Annotated in this window: 19 protein-coding genes; 15 read left to right on the top strand and 4 right to left on the bottom strand. The window is 61.6% G+C overall.

Features of this window, described 5'->3' with window-relative positions; translation table 11 throughout:
• Nucleotides 1-3: 3 nt before the first annotated feature.
• The 6 genes from moaB (at nucleotide 4) to AB4N64_RS08575 (ending at nucleotide 6,527) form a co-directional block, all read left to right on the top strand.
• Complete coding sequence (moaB, locus tag AB4N64_RS08550) at nucleotides 4-558, top strand: molybdenum cofactor biosynthesis protein B (protein WP_460124156.1); 555 nt, start codon at nucleotides 4-6, stop codon at nucleotides 556-558.
• On the top strand, nucleotides 555-1,790 hold the full coding sequence (locus AB4N64_RS08555) for a molybdopterin molybdotransferase MoeA (protein ID WP_460124159.1): 1,236 nt from the start codon (nucleotides 555-557) through the stop codon (nucleotides 1,788-1,790). Before moaB ends, AB4N64_RS08555 begins: the two co-directional genes overlap by 4 nt.
• Nucleotides 1,791-1,921: 131 nt before the next feature.
• Nucleotides 1,922-2,917 (top strand): ubiquinone anaerobic biosynthesis protein UbiU, encoded by a 996-nt coding sequence (gene ubiU / locus AB4N64_RS08560; RefSeq protein WP_460124162.1) that lies wholly within the window; start codon nucleotides 1,922-1,924, stop codon nucleotides 2,915-2,917.
• A gap of 10 nt (nucleotides 2,918-2,927) precedes the next feature.
• Nucleotides 2,928-3,818 carry a U32 family peptidase gene (locus tag AB4N64_RS08565; RefSeq protein ID WP_460124165.1) on the top strand — a complete coding sequence of 297 codons (891 nt, stop codon included), beginning with the start codon at nucleotides 2,928-2,930 and terminating at the stop codon, nucleotides 3,816-3,818.
• Nucleotides 3,812-4,282 carry a ubiquinone anaerobic biosynthesis accessory factor UbiT gene (gene ubiT / locus AB4N64_RS08570; RefSeq protein ID WP_460124168.1) on the top strand — a complete coding sequence of 157 codons (471 nt, stop codon included), beginning with the start codon at nucleotides 3,812-3,814 and terminating at the stop codon, nucleotides 4,280-4,282. Before AB4N64_RS08565 ends, ubiT begins: the two co-directional genes overlap by 7 nt.
• A 688-nt stretch (nucleotides 4,283-4,970) precedes the next feature.
• Nucleotides 4,971-6,527: a methyl-accepting chemotaxis protein gene (locus AB4N64_RS08575; RefSeq protein ID WP_460124171.1), complete on the top strand. Its 1,557-nt coding sequence runs from the start codon at nucleotides 4,971-4,973 to the stop codon at nucleotides 6,525-6,527.
• 105 nt (nucleotides 6,528-6,632) lie between these two features.
• Here AB4N64_RS08575 and AB4N64_RS08580 read toward each other — a convergent pair whose 3' ends face one another.
• From AB4N64_RS08580 to AB4N64_RS08595, 4 genes are all read right to left on the bottom strand, one after another.
• Nucleotides 6,633-7,013, bottom strand: coding sequence for a putative zinc-binding protein (locus AB4N64_RS08580; protein ID WP_460124174.1), 381 nt, complete (start codon nucleotides 7,011-7,013; stop codon nucleotides 6,633-6,635).
• A 75-nt stretch (nucleotides 7,014-7,088) separates the two neighbouring features.
• Nucleotides 7,089-7,766, bottom strand: a complete 678-nt coding sequence (locus AB4N64_RS08585) for a Crp/Fnr family transcriptional regulator (protein WP_460124176.1) — start codon at nucleotides 7,764-7,766, stop codon at nucleotides 7,089-7,091.
• Nucleotides 7,767-7,852: 86 nt separating this feature from the next.
• A complete protein-coding gene (gene narL / locus AB4N64_RS08590) occupies nucleotides 7,853-8,494 on the bottom strand; it encodes a two-component system response regulator NarL (RefSeq protein WP_460124179.1) in 642 nt (213 codons plus the stop codon).
• On the bottom strand, nucleotides 8,491-10,293 hold the full coding sequence (locus AB4N64_RS08595; RefSeq protein ID WP_460124182.1) for a HAMP domain-containing protein: 1,803 nt from the start codon (nucleotides 10,291-10,293) through the stop codon (nucleotides 8,491-8,493). Before AB4N64_RS08595 ends, narL begins: the two co-directional genes overlap by 4 nt.
• A 303-nt stretch (nucleotides 10,294-10,596) precedes the next feature.
• On the opposite strand from AB4N64_RS08595, the gene AB4N64_RS08600 reads away from it, so the two are divergent.
• The 9 genes from AB4N64_RS08600 to AB4N64_RS08640 all read left to right on the top strand — a co-directional run bounded on the left by AB4N64_RS08600 (nucleotide 10,597) and on the right by AB4N64_RS08640 (nucleotide 24,375).
• Nucleotides 10,597-11,850, top strand: a complete 1,254-nt coding sequence (locus AB4N64_RS08600; RefSeq protein ID WP_460124185.1) for an MFS transporter — start codon at nucleotides 10,597-10,599, stop codon at nucleotides 11,848-11,850.
• Between the two features lie 25 nt (nucleotides 11,851-11,875).
• Nucleotides 11,876-13,288, top strand: a complete 1,413-nt coding sequence (locus AB4N64_RS08605) for a NarK family nitrate/nitrite MFS transporter (protein WP_460124187.1) — start codon at nucleotides 11,876-11,878, stop codon at nucleotides 13,286-13,288.
• 69 nt (nucleotides 13,289-13,357) lie between these two features.
• The gene (locus AB4N64_RS08610) at nucleotides 13,358-17,131 is read left to right on the top strand and encodes a nitrate reductase subunit alpha (protein WP_460124190.1); all 3,774 of its coding nucleotides are present in this window, start codon (nucleotides 13,358-13,360) and stop codon (nucleotides 17,129-17,131) included.
• Nucleotide 17,132: 1 nt separating this feature from the next.
• Nucleotides 17,133-18,671 carry a nitrate reductase subunit beta gene (narH, locus tag AB4N64_RS08615; RefSeq protein WP_460124193.1) on the top strand — a complete coding sequence of 513 codons (1,539 nt, stop codon included), beginning with the start codon at nucleotides 17,133-17,135 and terminating at the stop codon, nucleotides 18,669-18,671.
• A 2-nt stretch (nucleotides 18,672-18,673) separates the two neighbouring features.
• Nucleotides 18,674-19,429, top strand: a complete 756-nt coding sequence (gene narJ, locus AB4N64_RS08620) for a nitrate reductase molybdenum cofactor assembly chaperone (protein WP_460124195.1) — start codon at nucleotides 18,674-18,676, stop codon at nucleotides 19,427-19,429.
• Entirely contained in the window at nucleotides 19,422-20,102 is a 681-nt protein-coding gene (gene narI / locus AB4N64_RS08625) for a respiratory nitrate reductase subunit gamma (RefSeq protein ID WP_460124197.1), read from the top strand. The genes narJ and narI overlap by 8 nt, the downstream gene beginning before the upstream one ends.
• A 7-nt stretch (nucleotides 20,103-20,109) precedes the next feature.
• Nucleotides 20,110-21,063, top strand: a complete 954-nt coding sequence (locus AB4N64_RS08630; RefSeq protein ID WP_460126671.1) for a peptidylprolyl isomerase — start codon at nucleotides 20,110-20,112, stop codon at nucleotides 21,061-21,063.
• A gap of 25 nt (nucleotides 21,064-21,088) precedes the next feature.
• Nucleotides 21,089-22,075, top strand: a complete 987-nt coding sequence (moaA, locus tag AB4N64_RS08635) for a GTP 3',8-cyclase MoaA (protein WP_460124199.1) — start codon at nucleotides 21,089-21,091, stop codon at nucleotides 22,073-22,075.
• Nucleotides 22,076-22,359: 284 nt separating this feature from the next.
• The gene (locus tag AB4N64_RS08640) at nucleotides 22,360-24,375 is read left to right on the top strand and encodes a ribonucleoside triphosphate reductase (RefSeq protein WP_460124202.1); all 2,016 of its coding nucleotides are present in this window, start codon (nucleotides 22,360-22,362) and stop codon (nucleotides 24,373-24,375) included.
• Nucleotides 24,376-24,416 lie beyond the last annotated feature (41 nt).

Below are 24,416 nucleotides of genomic sequence, written 5' to 3' on the forward strand. Positions count from 1 at the left end.
AACATGGCCCATCTGGCGCAACGCACTTTCGAACCTTTGAACATCGCGGTGCTGACCATCAGCGACACGCGCACCTTCGACACTGACACCTCTGGCCAGACCCTGGCCGATCTGCTGCAAGGCGCCGGGCACCTGTTGATCGACCGTGGCCTGGTCAAGGACGACATCTATCAGATCCGCGCCATCGTTTCGCGCTGGATTGCCGACCCCAAGGTGCAAGTCATCCTGATGACCGGCGGCACTGGCTTTACCGCCCGCGACAACACCCCGCAAGCGGTCTTGCCGTTGCTGGACAAACACGTGGAAGGCTTCGGAGAACTGTTCCGTCAGGTGTCGCTGGAAGAGATCGGCATGTCCAGCCTGCAATCGCGTGCGCTCGCCGGCATGAGCAACGGCGTACTGGTGTGCTGCGTACCGGGTTCTCCGGGTGCCTGCCGGACCGCCTGGAACAAGATCCTGGTGGAGCAGCTGGACAGCCGCACTGGCCCGTGCAATTTCGCACCGCATTTGAAAGCGCAATCGCAACGAGTCATCGACGCCTGCGAGTCGCGCTCGTGAACGGCTGCGGGTGCGACCTTGGCCACTTGATGCCGGTGGACGACGCCATCGCGCATTTGCTCGAGCAGGTGCCGCCACCGCCACTGGCGCAAATGATCCCGCTGGAACAGGCCATGGGCCGCGTGCTGGCGGCAGACATTGTTTCGCCAGTCAACCTGCCGGCCTGGGACAACAGCGCCATGGACGGTTATGCGCTACGGGCTTCGGACTTGCCGGAGGAGGGTGGCTACCTGCTGATGGGCGGACGCATCGCAGCGGGTGATCCGCCGGGGCCGACGTTGCGCGCCCAGCATGCGGTGCAGATTTTCACCGGCGCGCCCTTGCCCGAAGGCGCCGACACCGTGGTGCCTCAGGAACTGTGTCGTGTCGAGGGCGATGGTGTGTGGTTCCCGCCGGTGAGCCTGGGTGATCACGTGCGCAAGCAGGGCGAAGAAATCCGCCGTGGGGCGTTGTTGCTCAAGACCGGCAAACGCCTGCGCGCTCAGGAGCTGGGTTTGCTGGCCGGTGCCGGCGTGGCGCGGGTCGAAGTGTACCGGCCGCTGCAGGTGGGCTTGCTCAGCAGCGGCAACGAGTTGCGTGAGCCTGGTGAGTTGCTGGCACCTGGGCAGATCTACAACAGCAATCGCTACCTGCTCGCGGCGTTGTTGCGCGGCTGGGGCGTGGAAGTGCACGACTACGGGGTCATGGCTGACGACCTGCAGACCAGTCGACAAACCCTGAGCATGGTCGCGGCGCGCTGCGACCTGTTGTTGAGTTCCGGCGGCGTTTCCGTCGGTGAAGAGGACCACCTGAAAAAGGCGATCCAGGAACTGGGCAAGGTCAATTTCTGGCGCCTGGCCATTCAGCCCGGCAAGCCGCTGGCCTATGGCGAGGTGTTGGGCAAACCGTGGATCGGTATGCCGGGCAATCCGTCGGCGGCGTTGATTACTGCCATGGTCGTGGTGCGTCCATTTCTGCTGCGGGCGCAGGGCGTCAGCGAGGTGCTGCCTTTGCCATTGGCAGTGCCGGCCGGCTTCGACTGGCCCAAGCGCAACAAACGTCGCCAGTACCTGCGAGCGCGCCTGACCCCGGACGCCCAAGGCCGCTTGAGCATGGAGCTGCATCCGCAGCAAAGCTCGGCCATGTTGACCGCCGCGTGCTGGGCCGAAGGGCTGGCGGTGATCGAACGCGAGGCCCAAGTGCACAAGCACGACGAGGTGATGTTCCTGCCGTTCGCCAGCCTGACGCAGTAGGGGCAATTGATTGCCGTCAAGGTCGTTCCTGCCGGTCTGGCTAGACTGGCAGCGCCTTTTTTACGCAGGTGCGGACCTCGTGCCACAAGCTATGTCGACGGTCCGCAGGCGTTTTTTCACGAGGATTACCCATGCAACTGGTCTGCCCGGCAGGGAACCTGCCTGCGCTGAAAGCGGCGGTGCGCCAAGGCGCCGATGCCGTGTACGTCGGCTTTCGCGATGACACCAACGCCCGGCATTTTGCGGGGCTGAACATGGACGACAAACAGTTCGACGCCGCTGTCGCCCACATCCACCAGCACCAGCGCAAAATCTACGTCGCGGTCAACACCTACCCGCAGCCCAAGGGCTGGGAACGTTGGCAGCGGGCGGTGGACCGTGCCGCCGATTTCGGTGTGGACGCGTTGATCGCCGCCGACCCGGGCGTGCTCAGCTACGCCAGCAAACGTCACCCGAACCTGAACCTGCACTTGTCGGTGCAGGGCTCGGCGACCAATGCCACCGCCCTGGCGTTTTATGCGCAGCGTTATGACATCCGCCGCGCCGTGCTGCCACGGGTATTGTCGCTGGCCCAGGTACGCCAGGTGGCCGCGAGCAGTACGGTGCCGATCGAAGTCTTCGGTTTCGGCAGCCTGTGCATCATGGCTGAGGGGCGCTGTCATTTGTCGTCCTACATCACCGGCGAGTCGCCGAACCTGTGCGGCGTCTGCTCGCCGGCCAAGGCCGTGCGCTGGAGCGAAGACACCGATGGCTTGAGTGCCCGCCTGAGTGAAGTGTTGATCGACCGCTACACCCCCGACGAACCTGCCGGCTATCCGACCCTGTGCAAGGGCCGTTTTCTGGTCGACGGCAAGCGCTTCCATGCCCTTGAAGAACCCACCAGCCTCGACACCCTGGACTTGCTCCCGGAGCTCAACGCCATCGGCGTCGAAGCGGTGAAGATCGAGGGACGGCAGCGCAGCCCGGCCTATGTCGAGCAGGTCACCCGGGTCTGGCGGGCGGCGCTGGATGCTCACCGCACCGCACCGAGCAGTTTCCGGGTCAAGGAAGAATGGCGCAAGGTGCTGGCCGGCCTGTCCGAAGGCAGCCAGACCACCCTGGGTGCTTACCATCGATCATGGCAATGAGGGAGAGAACATGAAACTCAGCCTTGGACCGGTCCTGTTTTATTGGGACAAAGCGCAACTCGGCAACTTCTACGCCGAGATGTCTAGCCAGCCGCTGGACGTGATTTACCTGGGGGAAACCGTGTGCTCGAAACGTCGGGCATTTTCCCTCGATCAGTGGTTGGGCCTGGGCCGCGAGTTGCAGGAATGCAGCCAGGCGCAATTGGTGATGTCCAGCCTGACGCTGATCGAAGCGGCATCGGAACTGTCCAGCGTGCGTCGTCTGTGCGACAACGGCCAGTTGCTGGTAGAAGCCAATGACATGAGCGCGGTGCAGTTCCTCTCTGAGCGCAAATTGCCGTTCGTGGGCGGCCCGGCACTCAACTTGTACAACGGGCATTCGCTGGGACAAATGCTCGACAGCGGCATGATCCGCTGGGTGCCGCCGGTGGAGTGTTCCGCCGTGCTGATCCGCGACGTGATCGAGCAGGTGCGTGAACTCGGGCATGCGGTGCCGGAAGTGGAAATCTTCGCCTACGGGCACCTGCCATTGGCCTATTCGGCACGCTGCTTCACTGCACGGGCGGAAAACCGGCCAAAGGACGACTGCCAGTTCTGCTGCCTCAACTATCCCGACGGCATGGCGTTGACCAGCCAGGAAGGGCAGCCGTTGTTTACCCTCAACGGCATCCAGACCATGTCCGCGGAGGTCACCAACCTGCTGGCCGATTACTCGGGGCTGGTCGCCTGCGGCGCCGATCTGCTGCGCCTGAGCCCGCGTGCCCAGGGCATGACAGAGGTCATCGCGGCTTATCACAAGGTGCTCGGGGGTGAGGAACCGCCGTTGTTCGTGGAGGGTTGCAACGGTTACTGGCACGGCCAGGCCGGCATGTTGCGCGTTGAGGAGGTGGGCCTGTGCTGAACCGCAAGAAGTGGTTGCTCAAAGGCGCTGACCGGCTTCTGCCCCTGGTGCGTCGTGTGCCGTTCGTGGTGCAGCGCCTGGCATTGCAACAGGCGCTGAACCGCTGCCTGGCCGAGCCGTTGCGTGACGGACAGTTCGAAATGCTTCGCGGGCGCTGGCTGTGCCTGCGTATTCCGGACCTGGGCTTGTCCTGGTTCATGACGCTCAATCGCGAGGGCCTGCGCATCGCCGAACAGGCCCAAGCCCACGTAACCATCAGCGGCAACTGGCGCGAGTTCCTGTTGCTGGCCAGCCGCCAGGAAGATCCGGACACGCTGTTCTTCCGCCGACGCCTGGTGATCGAGGGCGATACCGAGCTGGGATTGGCGTTGAAGAACCTGATCGACAGCCTCGACCCGGATGTCTTGCCGGTGTGGCTGTGGCGCAACCTTGAGCGGGCGGGGAAGGGGTTGGCTACCCAGTAATCGCACTACGCACCCAACTGTAGGAGCGAGCTTGCTCGCGATGGTCGTCAACGATAACGCTGGCAGCCTGACACCCTGCGGTGTTCGAGCCGCCATCGCGAGCGTGCTCGCTCCTACAGAGGTACGCGCTCTCCGGTGGGAGCGGGCTTGCTCGCGATGGTCGTCAACGATACCGCTGGCAGCCTGAAACCCTGCGGTGTTCGAGCCGCCATCGCGAGCGTGCTCGCTCCAACAGAGGTACGCGCTCTCCGGTGGGAGCGAGCCTGCTCGCGATGGTCGTCAACGATAACGCTGGCAGCCTGACACCCCGCGGTGTTTGAGCCGCTATCGCGAGCGTGCTCGCTCCAACAGAGGTACGCGCTCTGCGGTGGGAGCGAGCTTGCTCGCGATGGTCGTCAACGATAACGCTGGCAGCCTGACACCCTGCGGTGTTCGAGCCGCCATCGCGAGCGTGCTCGCTCCAACAGAGGTACGCGCTCTCCGGTGGGAGCGAGCTTGCTCGCGATGGTCGTCAACGATAACGCGGGCTGTCTGATGCCCTGCGGTGTTTGAGCCGCCATCGCGAGCAAGCTCGCTCCTACAGTGCGTTACACCAGCCGGAAATATTCAGCGACTAAAGTCTACTCAAGATAACTATCGCACAACCGATACCGACTCCAATCAGTAAGCATGGCTAATAGGAGTGGGTATGTTTGTATGGATCAGGAATATCCGTGTGGGTGCCAAATTGGCACTTGGTTTTGGCCTCGTACTGGGTCTGGCATTACTGTTGATCGTTGCCGGTTGGCATGCGTTGACCTCGCTGACCGAGCGGGGCGTAAAGATCGAGAACATTGTCAAAGTCGGCGAATACACCCGAGAGTTACGTATCGAGCGGTTACGGGCGGGCAGCAATACTCAGGTTGAAGCTTTGCAGCCCGTCTACAAGATTCTTGATCGGTTGGCCACTCACCTGGAAAGTATCAAAGGGCATTACAGCACGGCCGCTGATCAGGCGTTACTTGCCCAGCAAATTGACGCGGTCAAAGAGTACGCAAAACTTTTGCCTCAACTGAGTCAGCCCGCGACCGACGCCAAAGCGTTGTACAGCCGTCTGGTGCAGTTGGGCGATCGTCTGCTGACCACTTCCCAGGAATTGATCGAGGCGCAGAACAACAAGCGCGATGCCGATGCTACCGCCGCCAAGTCGCTGTTGGTCGGGCTCGGAATAGTCGCGTTATTGATCGGCAGCCTGACCGCCTGGGTCATCACCCGACAAATCGTCGGCCCCCTGCGTCACACGCTGGAAGCCATGTCGCGCGTGTCCAAGGGCGATCTTAGCCACGACGTGCAAGTCGACCGACGCGACGAACTGGGCCAACTGCAATCGAGCCTGCAGCAAATGACCCTCGCGCTACGAGACTTGATCGGCGGCATCCGCCACAGTGTGGTACAGGTCGCCAGCGCCGCCGAGCAGTTGTCCGCGGTGACCGAAGAGACCAGCGCCGGGGTCAACAGCCAGAAAATGGAAACCGACCACGTCGCCACCGCCATGAACGAAATGACCGCGACCGTGCAAGACGTTGCTCGCAACGCCGAAGAAGCGAATCGGGCTGCGACCGTTGCCGATCAGCAGGCCAATGAAGGTGAGCAGGTGGTGGGCGATGCCATCGAGCGCATTGAGCGCCTGGCACAAGAGGTGGGCAGCTCAGCGAAGGCCGTGGCTCATCTGAAAGGGCAGAGCGACAAGATCGGTGGTGTGCTGGACGTGATCAAGGCCGTGGCACAACAGACCAACCTGCTGGCGCTGAACGCGGCCATTGAAGCGGCACGGGCCGGCGAGGCGGGGCGCGGCTTTGCGGTAGTGGCCGATGAAGTGCGCAACCTGGCCCAACGTACCCAGCGCTCCACCGAAGAAATCGAAAGCCTGATTGTCGGCATTCAAACCAGCACCGAAGCCGTTTCCGCGAGCATGGACACCAGCCTGGACATGAGCCAAAGCAGCGTGCAATTCACTCGGCGCGCCGGTGAGTCGCTCGAAGGCATCACGCGCACGGTGTCGACCATCCAGGCGATGAACCAGCAGATCGCCACGGCGGCGGAACAGCAGAGCGCAGTGGCCGAGGAGATCAACCGCAGCGTGATCAACGTGCGCGATATTTCCGATCAAACGGCCGGTGCCAGCGAGGAAACCGCCGCTTCCAGCATCGAGCTGGCGCGCCTTGGGCATGAGCTGGAAGGGCTGGTCGGGAAATTCACTGTCTGACCTGCCGCCCTGTAGGAGCGAGCATGCTCGCGATAGTCGTGAACGATACCGCTGGGTACCTGACACCCCGCGGCGGCCGTGACTCCATCGCGAGCATGCTCGCTCCTACAGGTTACAGGGCGCCAGGTCACTGACAATCAACTGCCTGATCCCTTCGAACAACTGATCATTCTGCTCCTGGGTGCAATCCTCGCCATATCGCTTGCGCAGCCCGTAATGGCTCAGGATCAGATGGACATCAGCGTGCAAGTCATGCTGTTTCAGGCAGTTCTCCACGCATTGCAACGGGCAACCATCCAGGGCATAGATCCTGCGTCCGGAGCGTGCCTTGTTGACCAGCGACCCCACGTGCCCGCCAATGCCCGCAATGCAGGACATTTCTGCCACACCGCTGCGGTCCAGGCGCACAGCCAGGTTGTTGGCCAGTTGCGCGACGTTGGAACAGCCCGAGCAGGCGTAAACCAAGGGCAGCGTTGAAGGGGGCATGGGCATTCTCCTGTGGTGGACCGTCCCAGTGTGCAAGGTGCGAGGCGTTACACAATTGATTGCAATCAATTTCGCCTACTGGAACGCCGCCAATGCCTCTTCATCGGCCAGCAAACGAATGTTGCGCCGCTCCATCGTAATCAACTCGCACTCCACCAGTCGGTGCAGGATTCGCGAGAACGTCTCCGGTTGAATCCCGAGCTTGGACGCCACCAGTCGCTTGGACACCTGCAAGGTGATCTGGCCGGTGGTGGGGTGACGTTCCTGCAGCAGGAAGTTGATCACCCGCCGACTGGCACTGGCCATGGTCAGGGTGTCGATGTCGCGCAGACGCAGGTGCAGGTGGATGCTCATGCTCGCCAGGATCGCCAGGCAAACCTTTGGCGCATCTTCCAGGGCGTTGCGATAGTGCTGGCCGTCGATGGTCACCAGTACGCTGTCCTTGAGCGCCGTGGCGCTGACCGGGTATTGGCGTGCCTGGCTGAAGAGCAGGGCTTCGGCGAACGTCTGGCCGGGCTGGATGATTTCCACCAGGTTTTCCTGGCCTTCACCGGTCAGTCGATACAGCTTGATTTGCCCGCTGATCAGCAGGAAAAAACGCTTGGCCGGGTCGCCCTGATGCATGAGCGTGCTGTGGCAGCTCAAACGCTTGAGCATGGCCAGCCCACAGACTTCCTCGAAGACTTTCTCCGGCAACTGGCTGAACAGGTGATGACGGCGCAACGTTAAAACAATGGATGGGTGGGTCAGCATGGCGTACCTCCGCTATCGCTCATAGTAGAGAGCGCAGGCCGCTTGACCTATGCCTCTGCCGGCCTACCTCCAAGGAGGCATGCGTTTCAACCTGCACTGTGCAGGTGCTCCATGGCCCACACGGCCGCTTCGACCCTTGAGCGCAAACCGAGCTTGTGCAGCAGGTTTTTCACATGCACCTTGACTGTGCCTTCGGTGATCCCCAGTTTGTGCCCGATCACCTTGTTGCTCAGGCCCGCGGCGATGGTCTTGAGCACCTGGCGCTCGCGCTCGGTCAGTTCCACCACGGCCTGGCGTGGCGGCGAGCGCAGGGCCTGGGCCATGACCCGGGTCAGCCCGGGGCTGACCACCAGCGTGCCGTTCATGGCATCGCGGATGTACTGGATCAGCAGTTCGGGCTCCATGTCCTTGAGCAGGTAGCCGTCGGCATCCAGGCGCAAGGCGTCGCGGATGTCGTCTTCGGCATCCGAGACGGTGAACATCAGCACCTTGCCGGTGTAGTTCATGGCCCGCAGATGCCGCAGGGTCTGGATGCCGTTCATTTGCGGCATGTTGTTGTCGAGCAGCACCAGGTCCGGTTGCAAGGGCTCGATCAGGGTCAGCGCTTCTTCGCCATGGTTGGCTTCGCCGACGATCATGAAGTCGTCTTCGAGCTCGAGCATCTGGCGGATGCCGCGACGCATCATCGGATGATCGTCGACCAGCAGGATTCGGTGTTGGGTGTTCATGCGACGCTACCTTCAGTGTGCTGTCCGAGAAATTCCGGGCGGAACTCCAGTTGGACGAGGGTGCCCTGGGGCTCCCTGGAAAAAATGTGCAATTGCCCGCGCAGGCTGCGAGCGCGTTCATCCATGATGTTCAGGCCGTGGTGTTCGCGCTGGTCGACGTCGCCGCTGAAACCGCGTCCGTCGTCTTCCACCGAGAGCCGCACGGTTTCGCCGTCCTGGCGCAGCTCCAGCCAGGCGTTCTGTGCATGGGCGTGGCGCAGGCAGTTGGAGAGCGCTTCGCGGGTGATTTGCAGGATGTGGATCTGTTCGCTGGCCGACAGCTCGAAGGCCAGGGTGTCAACGTGCAGGTGCACCTTGAACTCGCCTCGACGGGTGAACTCCTCGGCGGCGTCCTTGAGCTCCTGGACCAGGCCGGCATCGTGGATCTGCAAGCGGAATGTGGTGAGCAGCTCGCGCAGTTGGCGATAGGCGTTATTCAAGCCTTCGCGCAATTCCGAGGTGACGCTTTCCAGGGTGTGCACCGGTTCGCCCCGGCGCATCAGGGTCTGCATGCGGCTGACTTGCAGCTTCATGTACGACAGCGCCTGGGCGAGGGAGTCGTGCAGCTCGCGAGCGATGATCGTGCGCTCTTCGAGCAGCAGCAGGCGATGGTCCTGCTCCCGTTGGCGCTTGAGAGACAGCGAGGTGCCGATCAGGTTGGCCAGGGCCTGGATCAATTGAGTTTCCCAGGCCTGGGTCGGGTGACCGTCGATGAAGTGCGCCTTGAGTTCGCCTAATTGGCTGCCCTGGTTACTGATGCTGAAGGTCTGCTGGCTGGTGTTGTGATGCCGGTGGCACGTCGCGCAATCGCTGCTGGCGCAGACCTCGCGGCTGTTGGCACCGTGCAGTGCGATCAACTGTTGGGCAGGGGCCTGCGGCTGGCCTTGCAGGCACAGGGACAGGCGCAGGCCGGGCAGACGTTGCTGGAAGCGCCGGATCAGGTCATCCAGGCCTTCGGCGTTGGCCAGGCGCGTGGCCAGGTTACGGCTGCTCTGGTACAGCAGCTCCAGCGCCGCGTTGGCCTGTTGCAGGTTCAGGGTTTTTTGCTGAACCTGGCTCTCAAGGGTGCGATGGGATTCTTCGATGGTCTCGGCCATGGCGTTGAAACTGGTAGCCAGTTGGCCCAGTTCGTCATCGGACTGGTGGTTGACGCGCACCTGGAAATCGCCGCGACGAAAACGCTGGGTGGCATCCACCAACTCCCTGAGCGGAGAGACCACGCCGTACTGCAATTCATACAGGCCAATCAGCAGGATGAACATGGTGCTGAACAACGCCATACCCTGGATGAACTGTTGCCAACTTTGTTTCTGTTCGCTCTGGCGTTGCAGAAGGCTGACGAACTGGTTCAGCCGTTCGACGAAGGGTTGCGCCTCGGCCTGGAACGCCACGGCATCGCCACGCGCCAGCGCAGGGTGCAACACCTCGCTCCATTGCTGCTGGATCTGTCCGTAACTGATTTGCAGCGCGGTGGTCGGGCCGTCTTCCAGCACGGCCTTGAGCGACTGACTGTTGAGGCGCCGTTGCAGGCTGGTGGTGATGTCGGCGATTTCGCTGGCGGGGGCACCGGCGGCGAGTTTCCAACTCAGGTGGTAAGTCTCCATGCGCACTGAGCCGGCGGTATTGATGGCAGCGGCATCGCCCTGGCTGAACCAGGCGATCAGGCCGGCGCTCAGGGAGCTGGCGAGGGCGAGAACGGCGATCAGAATCACCGCGAGACCGGCGCGAGCGGGCAGGGAGCTGCGTAACCAGCGAATCATGGTCGCTGACCTTGGCAGAGCACTAAAAAACAAGGCATGGAGCATTCCCGGGTAGGTGGGCACCCGATCCCGGACGCGCTACCTCTAAAGAGTTGTCGACGGATCCTTGTCGACAGAACACTGGGTAGAAAAAGTTAAAACGCTGATAAACAAAGGGTTTTAGGCTTTTTCCTGGCTACCTCCAAAGAGGTAGATGGCGCCAGCATAGGCCTGAGGCCGAGGGGGCGACGTTGATACAGATCAAGTTTTTGCGGGGTAGGGCTCTTTAGTCTGCGGCCATGGCTAACTGACTGGGAGAACATCGTGAGCCAACCCCGTGTACAACAAGGCTTGGTGTTGGGTATGAGTACCCTGGCCTTCACCGTCTGTTTCATGGTCTGGATGATGTTTGCCGTGCTTGGAGTGCCGATCAAGGATCTGCTCCAGCTCAACGAAACTCAGTTTGGCCTGTTGGCCGCCACGCCGGTGCTGACCGGTTCCCTCGTACGTCTGCCACTGGGCCTGCTGACCGACCGGTTCGGCGGGCGCATCGTGTTCTTTCTGCTGATGCTGTCCTGCGTCGGCCCGCTCTACCTGATCAGTTACGCCACCGCCTACTGGCAGTTCCTGGTGCTGGGGCTCTTCGTCGGCCTGGCCGGTGGTTCCTTCTCGGTGGGCATTGCCTACGTCGCCAAGTGGTTCGACAAGGACAGCCAGGGTTTCGCCATGGGCGTGTTCGGTGCCGGTAACGCCGGTTCCGCGGTGACCAAGTTCCTCGCCCCGGCCTTGATTGCCGCTGGCAGTTGGCAACTGGTGCCAAAAGTGTTCAGCGCCATCCTGTTTATTACGGCGTTGCTGTTCTGGTTCCTGAGTGCTGACAACAAGGCACACCGAAGTGCGTCGGGCGCCAGCCTCCGCGAACAACTGGCATCGCTGAAAGACCCGGCGGTGTGGCGCTACTGCCAGTACTACTCGATCGTCTTCGGTGGCTACGTCGCCCTGGCGTTGTGGATGACCAAATACTACGTGCAGGAATACGGTTTCAGCCTGCAAAGCGCGGCGCTGCTGGCCGCCTGCTTCTCCCTGCCTGGTGGCGTGCTGCGTGCCGTCGGTGGCTGGATGTCGGATCGGTGGGGCGCGCAGAGCGTGACCTGGTGGGTGCTGTGGGTGAGCTGGATCTGTCTGTTCCTGCTGTCGTACCCGCAAACCCAACTGCAGGTGCAGACCATCAATGGTCCGGTGGACTTCCACATCGGCCTGAGCCCTGCGCTGTTCACCGTGCTGCTGTTCGTCATGGGCATCGCCTTCGCATTCGGCAAGGCCTCGGTCTTCAAGTACATCGCTAACGACTATCCGAAAAACATGGGGGCGGTGTCCGGCATCGTCGGCCTGGCCGGTGGCCTGGGTGGTTTCGTCCTGCCGATCATGTTTGGCGCCCTGGTGGACCTCACCGGCGTGCGCTCCTCCTGTTTCATGCTGCTGTACGGGGTGGTCTGGGTGTCCCTGACCTGGATGTACATCAGCGAAGTACGCAAAAGCCAGGTGCTCGGTAAAGAACCGTCGCTGCCTCGCTCCTGAATTCCAGCCTTGCAAGGAGAACACCATGTCCGTTCTACAAAAGCCTGATAAAGGCCCGGTCATCCACGACTGGCGCCCCGAAGACCCGACTTTCTGGGGTCGCAGCGGTAAGAAAACCGCCACGCGCAACCTGTGGATCTCCATCCCCGCGCTGCTGTTGGCCTTTGCGGTGTGGATGGTGTGGAGCACGGTGATCGTGCGTCTGAACGCCATCGGCTTCAACTTCAGTACCGACCAGTTGTTCTGGCTGGCGGCGTTGCCAGGGTTGTCCGGTGCTACGTTCCGCGTCTTCTATTCGTTCATGGTGCCGATCTTCGGTGGCCGTCGCTGGACCGCCCTGAGCACCGCGTCACTGCTGATCCCTTCGCTGTGGATGGGCTTTGCCGTACAGGACCCGAGCACCCCTTACAGCGTGTTCGTGTGGATCGCCTTGCTCTGCGGTTTTGGCGGCGGCAACTTCGCCTCCAGCATGTCCAACATCAGCTTCTTCTACCCGAAATCGCAACAAGGCACCGCGCTTGGCCTGAATGCCGGCCTGGGTAACCTGGGCGTGTCAGTGATGCAGTTCTGCGTGCCGCTGGTGATCACCTTCGGCGTGTTTGGCTTCCTCGGTGGCAAATCGCAAACCCTGCCGGACGGTGGTGAGTTGTGGTTGCAGAACGCCGGTTTCATCTGGGTGCCGTTCATTGTCCTGGTCACCCTGTTTGCCTGGTTCGGCATGAATGACCTGTCCAGCGCCCGCGCTTCGTTCAGCGAGCAGGCGGTGATCTTCAAACGCAAGCACAACTGGTTGATGTGCTGGCTGTACCTGGCCACTTTCGGTTCGTTCATTGGCTTTTCCGCAGCCTTCCCGCTGCTGATCAAGACGTCGTTCCCGGACGTCATTGCCCTGAAATTCGCCTTCCTCGGCCCGCTGGTTGGCGCCCTGGTGCGTCCATTGGGTGGCTGGCTGGCAGACAAGCTCGGCGGTGCGCGGGTGACCCTGTGGAACTTCGTGCTGATGATCGTGATGGTCTTTGGTGTCTTGCACTTCCTGCCAGTCAGCCACAACGGCGGCGCCGCCCAGGGCGGCAGCTTCTACGGCTTCCTGGGCATGTTCATGCTGCTGTTCATCACCACCGGCATCGGCAACGGCTCCACCTTCCGCATGATCCCGGTGATCTTCCGCACCCAGCACGAGAAAGCCTCGGCCGGCAAACCGCAAGCCGTGCGTGATCAAGCACTCAAGGATGCCGGCAAGGAATCCGCCGCCGTGCTCGGCTTCAGCTCCGCCATGGGCGCCTTCGGTGCGTTCTTCATCCCTAAATCGTTCGGCACGTCGATGGCCCAGACCGGCGGGCCGGAGATGGCTTTCTACATGTTTGTCGGTTTTTACCTGAGCTGCATCGTCGTGACCTGGTGGTGCTACGCGCGCAAAGGCGCCGCGAACCCCTGCTGATACGACCCCAATCCAACCATTGCGTGGGCGGGGCGCAGAACCCCGCAGCAAGCCTGAGAGGACATAACCTTGAGTCATTTACTGGATCAACTGCGGTTTTTCAATCGCAAGCAAAGCGAGTTTTCCGACGGTCATGGCGAGACCCGCAAGGAGTCTCGCGACTGGGAGAACGTCTACCGTTCCCGCTGGCAGTACGACAAGATCGTGCGTTCCACCCACGGGGTGAACTGCACCGGGTCCTGCTCGTGGAAAATCTACGTGAAGAACGGCCTGATCACCTGGGAAACCCAGCAGACCGACTACCCGCGTACCCGCAACGACCTGCCCAACCATGAACCCCGTGGTTGCCCGCGTGGTGCGAGCTACAGCTGGTACATCTACAGCGCCAACCGCCTCAAGTACCCGAAAATCCGCAAGCCGCTGCTCAAGCTGTGGCGTGAAGCGCGCCTGACCATGGCGCCCGTGGAAGCCTGGGCGAGCATCGTCGAGAACAAGGCCAAGGCCGACTCGTACAAGAGCAAGCGCGGCATGGGTGGTTTCATTCGTTCGAGCTGGGATGAAGTCAACGAAATCATCGCCGCGTCCAACGTCTACACCATCAAAACCTACGGCCCGGACCGGGTGGTCGGCTTCTCGCCGATCCCGGCGATGTCGATGGTCAGCTACGCCGCGGGTGCCCGTTACCTGTCGCTGATCGGCGGCGCCTGCCTGAGCTTCTACGACTGGTACTGCGACTTGCCGCCAGCCTCGCCAATGGTATGGGGCGAGCAGACCGACGTGCCGGAATCGGCCGACTGGTACAACTCCAACTACATCATCGCCTGGGGCTCCAACGTTCCGCAGACCCGTACCCCCGATGCGCACTTCTTCACCGAAGTTCGCTACAAGGGCACCAAGACTGTGGCGATCACCCCGGACTACTCGGAAGTCGCCAAGCTCACCGACCTGTGGCTGAACCCGAAACAGGGGACCGACGCGGCGCTGGCGCAAGCGTTCAACCATGTCATCTTCAAAGAATTCCACCTGGACAAGCCGAGCGCCTACTTCACCGAGTACGCCAAGCGCTTCACCGACTTGCCGGTGCTGGTGCTGCTCAAGCCAACGGCGGATGCGACCCAGGCAGCCGGTTACCAACCGGACCGCTTCCTGCGCGCCAGTGACCTGACCGACAACCTCGGCCAGGACAACAACCCGGAATGGAAAACCATCGCCCTGGACGCGAATGGCGAACTGGTATCGCCGCAAGGCTCCATCGGTTATCGCTGGGGCGAGAAGGGCAAGTGGAACATTCTGCCGCGTGAAGGCGGCGAAGGTCGCGAGATCGACCTGAAGCTCAGCCTGATCGGCGAAGACGTGGCCGAAGTGGCGTTCCCGTACTTTGCCGGTGAGTCGCAAGAGCACTTCGAACACGTCGCTGGCGAGGCCATCCAGTACCGCCGTGTGCCGGTACACAGCGTGACCCTGGCCGACGGCAGCGTGGCGAAAGTCGCCACCGTGTTCGACCTCTCGGCCGCCAACCTGGCGATCGACCGTGGCCTGGGTGGCGCCAACGTCGCCAAGGACTACAACGACGCCTCGGTGCCTGGCACCCCGGCCTGGCAGGAGCAGATCACCGGCGTCAGCCGTGAAAAAGCCATTCAGATCGCCCGTGAGTTCGCCGACAACGCCGACAAAACCAAAGGTCGTTCCATGATCATCGTCGGCGCGGCGATGAACCACTGGTACCACATGGACATGAACTACCGCGGGCTGATCAACATGCTCATGCTCTGCGGTTGTGTCGGCCAGACCGGTGGCGGTTGGGCACACTACGTGGGCCAGGAAAAACTGCGTCCGCAGTGCGGCTGGCTGCCACTGGCCTTCGGCCTGGACTGGAACCGTCCGCCACGCCAGATGAACGGCACCAGCTTCTTCTACGCGCACAGCTCGCAATGGCGCCACGAGAAGATGAGCATGCACGACATATTGTCGCCATTGGCCGACAAGTCGCAGTTCCCCGAACACGCCCTGGACTACAACATCCGTGCTGAACGCGCCGGCTGGTTGCCGAGTGCGCCGCAACTCAACACCAACCCGCTGAACATCTGCCGCGACGCTGCTGCCGCCGGCATGGACCCCAAAGACTACGTGGTCAAGTCGTGGCAGGACGGTTCGCTGCGCTTTGCCTGCGAACAGCCGGACAGCCCGGTCAACTTCCCGCGCAACATGTTCATCTGGCGTTCCAACCTGCTGGGCTCCTCGGGCAAGGGCCACGAGTACATGCTCAAGTACCTGCTGGGTACCAAGAACGGGGTGATGAACGAAGACATCGGCCAGGTGGGCGACTGCAAACCTGAAGAAGCCGAATGGGTCGATCAGGGCGCCATCGGCAAGCTTGACCTGGTGACCACCCTGGACTTCCGCATGTCCTCGACCTGCGTCTATTCCGACATCGTGTTGCCGACCGCAACCTGGTACGAAAAAGACGACATGAACACCTCGGACATGCACCCGTTCATTCACCCGCTGTCGGCCGCCATCGACCCGGCATGGGAATCGCGTTCCGACTGGGAAATCTACAAAGGCATCGCCAAGGCGTTTTCCGCCATGTCCGAAGGGCACCTGGGTGTCGAGAAAGACCTGGTGACCGTTCCCCTGATGCACGACAGCGTGGGCGAACTGGCCCAGCCGTTCGGCGGCACCGACTGGAAAACCGCCGGTGTGGCCCCGCAACCGGGCAAGAACGCGCCGAACCTGCAAGTGGTCGAGCGTGACTACACCAACATCTACAAGCAGTTCACCTCGCTGGGCCCTTTGCTTGAGAAACACGGCAACGGCGGCAAGGGCATCAACTGGAACACCGAAGAGGAAGTGGAATTCCTCGGCGAGCTGAACCACCACGAAACCGCTGACGGTATCAGCCAGGGTCGGCCAAAAATCGACACGGCCATCGACGCTGCCGAAGTGATCCTGTCCCTGGCTCCGGAAACCAACGGCCACGTAGCGGTCAAGGCCTGGGCGGCGCTGTCGGAATTCACCGGCATCGACCACAGCCACCTGGCGTTGTCCAAGGCCCACGAAGCGATTCGTTTCCGCGACATCCAGGCGCAGCCGCGCAAGATCATCTCCAGCCCGACCTGGTCGGGGCTCGAGGATGAACACGTCAGCTACAACGCCGGCTACACCAACGTGCACGAAAACATCCCGTGGCGCACCATCACCGGTCGCCAGCAGTTCTACCAGGATCACCCGTGGATGCAGGCGTTCGGCGAGCAGTTCATGAACTATCGCCCACCGGTCAACACCCGCACCATTGCCGGTGTCAAAGGCAAGCGTGGCAACGGCGAGACCGAAATCGTCCTGAACTGGATCACTCCGCACCAGAAGTGGGGCATCCACAGTACCTACACCGACAACCTGCTGATGCTCACCCTGAGCCGTGGCGGCCCGATTGTCTGGCTCTCGGAGAACGACGCCAAGCGCGCCAACATCGAGGACAACGACTGGGTCGAGTGCTTCAACGCCAACGGTGCACTGACCGCCCGTGCGGTGGTCAGCCAGCGCGTGAAAGACGGCATGGTGATCATGTACCACGCCCAGGAACGGATCGTGAACGTGCCGGGTGCGCAGACCACCAAGACCCGTGGCGGCCACCACAACTCGGTGACCCGCGTGGTGCTCAAGCCGACCCACATGATCGGCGGCTACGCGCAGCAGGCCTACGGTTTCAACTACTACGGCACCGTCGGCTGTAACCGCGACGAATTCGTGGTGGTGCGCAAAATGTCCAAAATTGACTGGCTCGATGGCACCGACGGCGATGCCTTGCCGCGTCCACTGCCGACCGACATCGAGGAGAACTGAGATGAAGATTCGCTCACAAATCGGCATGGTCCTGAACCTGGACAAATGCATCGGCTGCCACACCTGCTCGATCACTTGCAAAAACGTCTGGACCAGCCGCGAAGGCATGGAGTACGCCTGGTTCAACAACGTTGAAACCAAACCCGGCATCGGCTACCCCAAAGAATGGGAAAACCAGGACAAGTGGAAGGGCGGCTGGATCCGCAACGCCAATGGCTCGATCAACCCGCGCATCGGCGGCAAGTTCCGCGTGCTGGCGAACATCTTCGCCAACCCGGACCTGCCGAGCCTGGACGACTACTACGAGCCGTTCGACTTCGACTATCAGCACCTGCACACCGCGCCCTTGGGCGAGCACCAGCCGGTAGCACGTCCACGCTCGCTGGTCTCCGGCAAGCGCATGGAGAAAATCGAGTGGGGCCCGAACTGGGAAGAGATCCTCGGCACTGAGTTCGCCAAGCGTCGCAAGGACAAGAACTTCGACAAGATCCAGGCGGACATCTATGGCGAGTACGAAAACACCTTCATGATGTACCTGCCGCGCCTGTGCGAGCACTGCCTGAACCCGGCGTGCGCGGCATCGTGCCCGAGCGGTGCGATCTACAAGCGTGAAGAAGACGGCATCGTCCTGATCGACCAGGAAAAGTGCCGTGGCTGGCGGATGTGCATCAGCGGTTGCCCGTACAAGAAGATTTACTTCAACTGGAAAAGCGGTAAATCCGAGAAGTGCATCTTCTGCTACCCACGGATCGAAGCTGGCATGCCGACCGTCTGCGCCGAAACTTGCGTAGGGCGTATCCGTTACCTGGGCGTGTTGCTGTATGACGCCGACCGTATCAGCGAAGTGGCGAGCACCGCCAACGAGCAGGACCTGTACGAGAAACAACTGGAGATTTTCCTCGATCCAAACGACCCGGCGGTCATTCGCCAGGCCCTGGCCGACGGCGTTCCGCAATCGGTGATCGACTCCGCCCAGCGCTCGCCGGTCTACAAAATGGCCGTGGACTGGAAACTCGCACTGCCGCTGCACCCGGAATACCGCACCTTGCCAATGGTTTGGTACGTACCACCGCTCTCGCCGATTCAAAACGCTGCCGAGGCTGGCACCGTTGGCATGAACGGGGTGATCCCGGACGTCGACAGCCTGCGTATTCCGCTGCGCTACCTGGCTAACCTGCTGACCGCCGGCGACGAAAAACCGGTCAAGCGTGCGCTCAAGCGCCTGCTGGCCATGCGCGCCTACAAACGTAGCGAGCAGGTCGATGGCGTCAAGGACATGCAAGTGCTGGCGGATGTCGGCCTGAGCGTGAACCAGGTCGAGGAGATGTATCGCTACCTGGCCATCGCCAACTACGAAGATCGTTTCGTGGTGCCGAGCGCCCACCGTGAAGACGCCATGAGCGACGCGTTCGCCGAGCGTTCCGGTTGCGGCTTCAGCTTCGGCAGCGGTTGCAGCGGCAGTTCCGACACCAACATGTTCGGGGCGAAGAAAGCCAACCGTCGCGACATCCTCAAAACCGTCCAGTTGTGGGAGGACTGAGCATGCAAATCCTCAAAGTGATTTCGTTGTTGCTTGATTACCCGACCGAAACCCTGGTCAGCGGCCGTGATGAGCTCGAGCAGGCGATTCACCAGTCCCGGGAAATCAGCCCGAAACAGCGTGGTGCCTTGTTCGAGTTGTTGGAGCTGATCTGCGGCAATGACCTGATGGACGGACAGGAGCACTACGGTGCCCTGTTCGGCCGGGGCCGCTCGCTGTCGCTGCTGCTGTTCGAACACGTGCACGGCGAGTCCCGCGACCGTGGCCAGGCCATGGTCGACATGATGGCGCAGTACGAAGAAGCCGGGTTTGCCATCGGCGTCAAGGAGCTGCCGGACTACATCCCGCTGTACCTGGAGTATCTGTCCACCCGTGAAGATGGCGAGGCCCGCGAGGGCCTGGCGGATGTCGCGCACTTGCTGGCCTTGCTCGCGGCGCGCCTGGAGGAGCGTGAAAGCGCCTACGCCAGTTGCTTCCGTGCGCTGCTGCAGATTGCCGGCACCGAGCCGCACCAGGCCGTGGCCGACCTGCGTGAGCAGGTCGCCGCCGAGAAACGCGACGACTCCCTCGAAGCCCTGGACAAAGTCTGGGAAGAGGAGGCCGTGGACTTCCTCAAGGCCGAGCAGCAGGAACGCTGCGGCTCGATGCCAAGCGCACCGGGCAAGGCCCGGGAAGAAAGCGCAGTGCCGTTGCACTGGGTGGATTTTCAGCATGAAGGGCAGGCCGCCGTGCCTGCCAAGGAGGCACGCAATGTCTAAATGGAATCTGTTGGTGTTCGGGATCTATCCCTACGTGGCGTTGGCGATTTGCCTGATTGGCAGTTGGGCACGTTTCGACCTGTCGCAATACACCTGGAAGGCGGGCTCCAGCCAGATGCTCAACGGACGCGGCATGCGCGTGGCGAGCAACTTCTTCCACGTTGGCGTGCTGTTCGTGCTGGCGGGCCACTTCGTCGGCCTGCTGACCCCGGCGTCGATCTATCACCATGTGATCAGCACCGAGCACAAGCAATTGCTGGCGATGGTGTCCGGCGGCTTCTTTGGCCTGTTGTGCCTGATCGGCTTGCTGATGCTGATCAAACGTCGCCTGACCGACCCACGGGTGCGCGCCACTTCCAGCACGTCGGACATCCTGATCCTGTTCGTGCTCCTGGCGCAATTGCTGCTGGGCCTGCTGACCATCGTTGCCTCTACTGCGCATATGGACGGTTCGGTGATGGTGATGCTCGCCGACTGGGCGCAGAACACCGTGATGCTGCGCCCGATCGAGGCGGCAGCGTCCATCGCTCCGGTTGGCCTGACCTACAAACTGCACGTGTTCCTGGGCCTGACCCTGTTCGTGCTGTTCCCGTTCACCCGTCTGGTGCACATCGTCAGCGCGCCGGTCTGGTACCTGGGACGTCGTTATCAAATCGTTCGGCAGAAATTCTGAGGAGGTCATCATGTCAGGTTGTGGATGTGGCGGCGGTGGTGCGGGCGGCGGTGGCTGCGGTTCTTCAAGACCCGTTGAGGAGGTGCTCGATGCGGCGCCGGCGGCACTGTTCGAAGAGCTGGCAGTGGAACCGGCGGCAGTCGAAGAAACGCCTGCCCAGTTGATCGCCAGCAGTGAACAGGAATGGCCGATCATCAGCGTCAACGAGGTGGTGATTACCCCGGAGGCGATGGCGCAGGAGCTGCAATATCACCCGGCGGAAAGTCGCGAGGAGGCGGTGTACCTCGCCGCCAAGGCGCTGGTGATCCGTGAGTTGTTGCAGCAGCGCATTGCCGAACTCGGGCTGTCGCTCGAAGTCGGTGCCGGCGAGAACGAAGAGGAGGCGGCCACACGCTTGTTGCTCGAGCGTGAGGTGAAAGTGCCTGAGCTGGATGAAGAAACCAGCCTTCGCTACTACGAAAGCAACCGTGCGCGGTTTCACAGCGCGCCGTTGCTGGCAGTGCGGCACATTCTGCTCGAATGCGCACCGGACGACGCCGAGGCCCGGGGCATTGCCTTCGACCAGGCCGAAGTGCTGCTGCAACGGCTCAACGACTTGCCCGGCAGTTTCGCCGAGCTGGCCCAGAAGTACTCGGCTTGCCCGTCGAAGGAGCAGGGCGGTTCGCTGGGCCAGATCAGCAAGGGCCAGACGGTGCCGGAGCTTGAGCGTCAATTGTTCACGCTGCAAGCCGGGCTGGCCAGCAAACCGCTGGAAAGCCGCTACGGCTGGCATGTGATCAGCGTTGATCAGCGCATTGAAGGCCAGCAGTTGCCTTATGAAGCGGTGGCGACGGCGATCCGTACGCAGTTGCAACAAGGTGTCTGGCAAAAAGCCCTGGTGCAGTACCTGCAAACCCTGATCGGTGCGGCGGATGTTCGCGGCATTCATTTGCAGGGCGCTGATTCACCACTGGTGCAGTAGGCATCGAGGCAAACCGGGAGACGTGATGAACTTGCAAGACGGCTTTGGACGGCAGATCGATTATCTGCGGATGTCGGTGACGGACCGGTGTGATTTTCGCTGCGTGTATTGCATGGCGAAAACCATGACCTTCCTGCCGCGTCAGCAGGTGCTCACGCTGGAGGAATTGCAGCGCCTGGCCACGTTGTTCGTCGGCATGGGTGTGCGCAAGATCCGCCTCACCGGCGGCGAGCCGTTGATCCGCCCAGGCATCGTCGACCTGTGCCGCAACATTGCCGCGCTGCCCGGTTTGCGCGAACTGGTGATGACCAGCAATGGCTCGCAACTGGGCCGACTGGCGCGGCCATTGGTGGAGGCCGGTGTGAAACGCATGAACATCAGCCTCGACAGCCTGGACCCGCACAAATTTCGCGCCATCACCCGCATCGGCGACCTCGATCAGGTGCTCAACGGTATCGAGGCGGCGCGGGATGCCGGGTTCGAGCGTATCAAGCTCAATTGCGTGGTGATGAAGGGGCGCAACTTCGATGAAGTACCGGCGTTGGTGCAGTACGCCATCGACCAGCGTATCGACATCAGTTTCATCGAGGAAATGCCCTTGGGCGATGTCGGGCGGTCCCGTGGCGAGTCGTTCTGTTCGAGCGAAGAGGTGCGGACAGAAATTGCCCGTCACCATCGGTTGCTCGACAGCACGGAAAACAGCGGCGGGCCGGCACGCTATGTGCGCCTGGAGCAACATCCCGAGACGCGCATCGGTTTCATCTCACCCAACAGCCACAACTTCTGCGGCACCTGCAACCGGGTGCGCATGACCGTTGAAGGCAAGCTGTTGCTCTGCCTCGGCCAGGACGACGCCCTGGATCTGCGCGGGTTACTGCGTCGTTATCCGCTGGATGACCAGCCGGTGATCAACGCGGTGCAAAAGGCCTTGCGCGGCAAACCGCTGCGCCATGACTTCACCCCGCAAGGTGATGTGCAGATTGTGCGGTTCATGAATATGAGTGGGGGGTGACATAACCCATTGCACTCGCTCCCACCGTTTTTTGCGGTGAATACAACGCATGTGAACGACCCTAACCCTGTAGGAGCGAGCTTGCTCGCGATGGCGGTGTATTAGCCTGCGCAGATATCGCCTGACACTCCGCCATCGCGAGCAAGCTCGCTCCTACAGGGGTCTTTTTTTCCCCCGCCCAAACTTGATATCGATCAATTGCACAGCCCCATTTAGTCCGTAGTCTTCACAGCATCTTGTGTTTTTGAATTTCTAAAAATCAATATGTAGTGTTTGGAGGCCGAATGCAGAGCACGCTGATCTCAGTGGGAAGTAACCGCTTGCACAAGCGCAATGGCGACCTGGTTGCCTTCGATGCCAACAAGATTCGTCAGGCATTGATCGCCGCCGGCAAGGCGACCGGGGAGTACACGGACGTCGAAGTCGAAGGCTTGCTCGAGGCAGTCCTTGCCCGCCTGGACGGCATGCCGAGGTTGCATGTCGAGCAGGTCCAGGACCGGGTCGAGCGGGTCCTGATGGACGCCGGTTACTTCTTCGCGATGCGTGCCTACATCGTCTACCGCGAACAGCACGGCCGTCTGCGACGCGACCGCCGAACCATGGTCGAAGTCGCGACCTCGATGAACGAATATCTCGACCGTGAAGACTGGCGCGTACAGGCCAACGCCAACCAGGGTTACTCCCTGGGCGGGCTGGTACTGAACGTGTCGGGCAAGGTCACCGCCAATTACTGGCTGGATGAGGTCTACAGCGAAGCCATCGGCCAGGCGCACCGGGAGGCCGACCTGCATGTGCACGACCTCGACATGCTCGCCGGCTACTGTGCCGGCTGGTCGTTGCGAACCCTGTTGCACGAAGGCCTCAACGGCGTACCGGGTAGGGTGGAAGCCGGCCCTCCGCAGCACTTGAGCAGCGCCCTGGGCCAGATGGTCAACTTCCTCGGCACCCTGCAAAACGAATGGGCCGGCGCCCAGGCGTTCAGCTCTTTCGACACTTACCTGGCGCCGTACGTGCGCAAGGACCAACTGAGCTTCGATGAGGTTCGCCAGGCGATCCAGGAGTTCATCTACAACCTCAACGTGCCGTCGCGCTGGGGCACCCAGACCCCGTTCACCAACCTGACGTTCGACTGGGTGTGCCCGCAGGATCTGAAAGAGCAGATTCCGGTGATCGGCGGCCAGGAAATGCCGTTTGCCTACGGCGACCTGCAGGTGGAAATGGACCTGCTCAACCGCGCCTACATCGAAGTGATGCAGGCGGGCGACTCGAAAGGGCGAGTGTTCACCTTCCCGATCCCGACCTACAACATCACCCATGACTTTCCCTGGGACAGCGAAAACGCCGACCGCCTGTTTGAAATGACCGCGCGCTACGGCTTGCCGTACTTCCAGAACTTCCTCAACTCCGACATGCAGCCCAACCAGGTGCGCTCGATGTGCTGCCGTCTGCAACTGGATGTGCGCGAGCTGCTCAAGCGCGGTGGCGGCCTGTTCGGTTCGGCGGAACAGACCGGATCGCTGGGGGTGGTCACCCTCAACTGCGCGCGCCTGGGTTATGTGTTCAAGGGCAATACCAGTGGCTTGTTGCAGCGTCTGGACGCGCTGATGGAGCTGGCGATGGAGAGCCTGGAGGTCAAGCGCAAAGTGATCCAGCGGCATATGGATGCCGGTTTGTACCCCTACACCAAGCGTTATCTGGGCACCCTGCGTAATCACTTTTCGACCATCGGTGTGAATGGGCTGCACGAAATGCTGCGCAATTTCACCGGCGACGAGGAGGGCATGCATACCGAGAAGGGCCGGCAATTTGCGCTCAACGTGCTCGACCATGTGCGCGCCACGCTTCTGCGTTTCCAGGAGGAAACCGGCCACCTCTACAACCTCGAAGCAACGCCCGCGGAAGGCACCACTTACCGCTTCGCCAAGGAAGACCTCAAGCGTTTCCCGGACATTCTCCAGGCTGGCAGCGCCCAGGCACCGTATTACACCAACTCTTCGCAGTTGCCGGTGGGTTACACCGAAGATCCGTTCGAAGCCCTGGAGCTGCAAGACGAACTGCAATGCAAATACACCGGTGGCACCGTGTTGCACTTGTACATGGCCGAGCGGATTTCCTCGACCCAGGCCTGCAAGCAACTGGTGCGCAAGGCCCTGGGGCGCTTCCGCCTGCCGTACCTGACTGTGACGCCGACCTTCTCGATCTGCCCGGTGCACGGCTACCTCGATGGCGAGCACGAGTTCTGCCCGAAATGCGACGAGGCCTTGCTGCTCAAGGAGCAGAAAGCCGCCACCGCTCTATGACACCGCTCAATGATTTGATCCACTCAACCGCAAGGAGCTTC

The sequence above is a fragment of the Pseudomonas sp. S2_C03 genome (assembly GCF_054668405.1).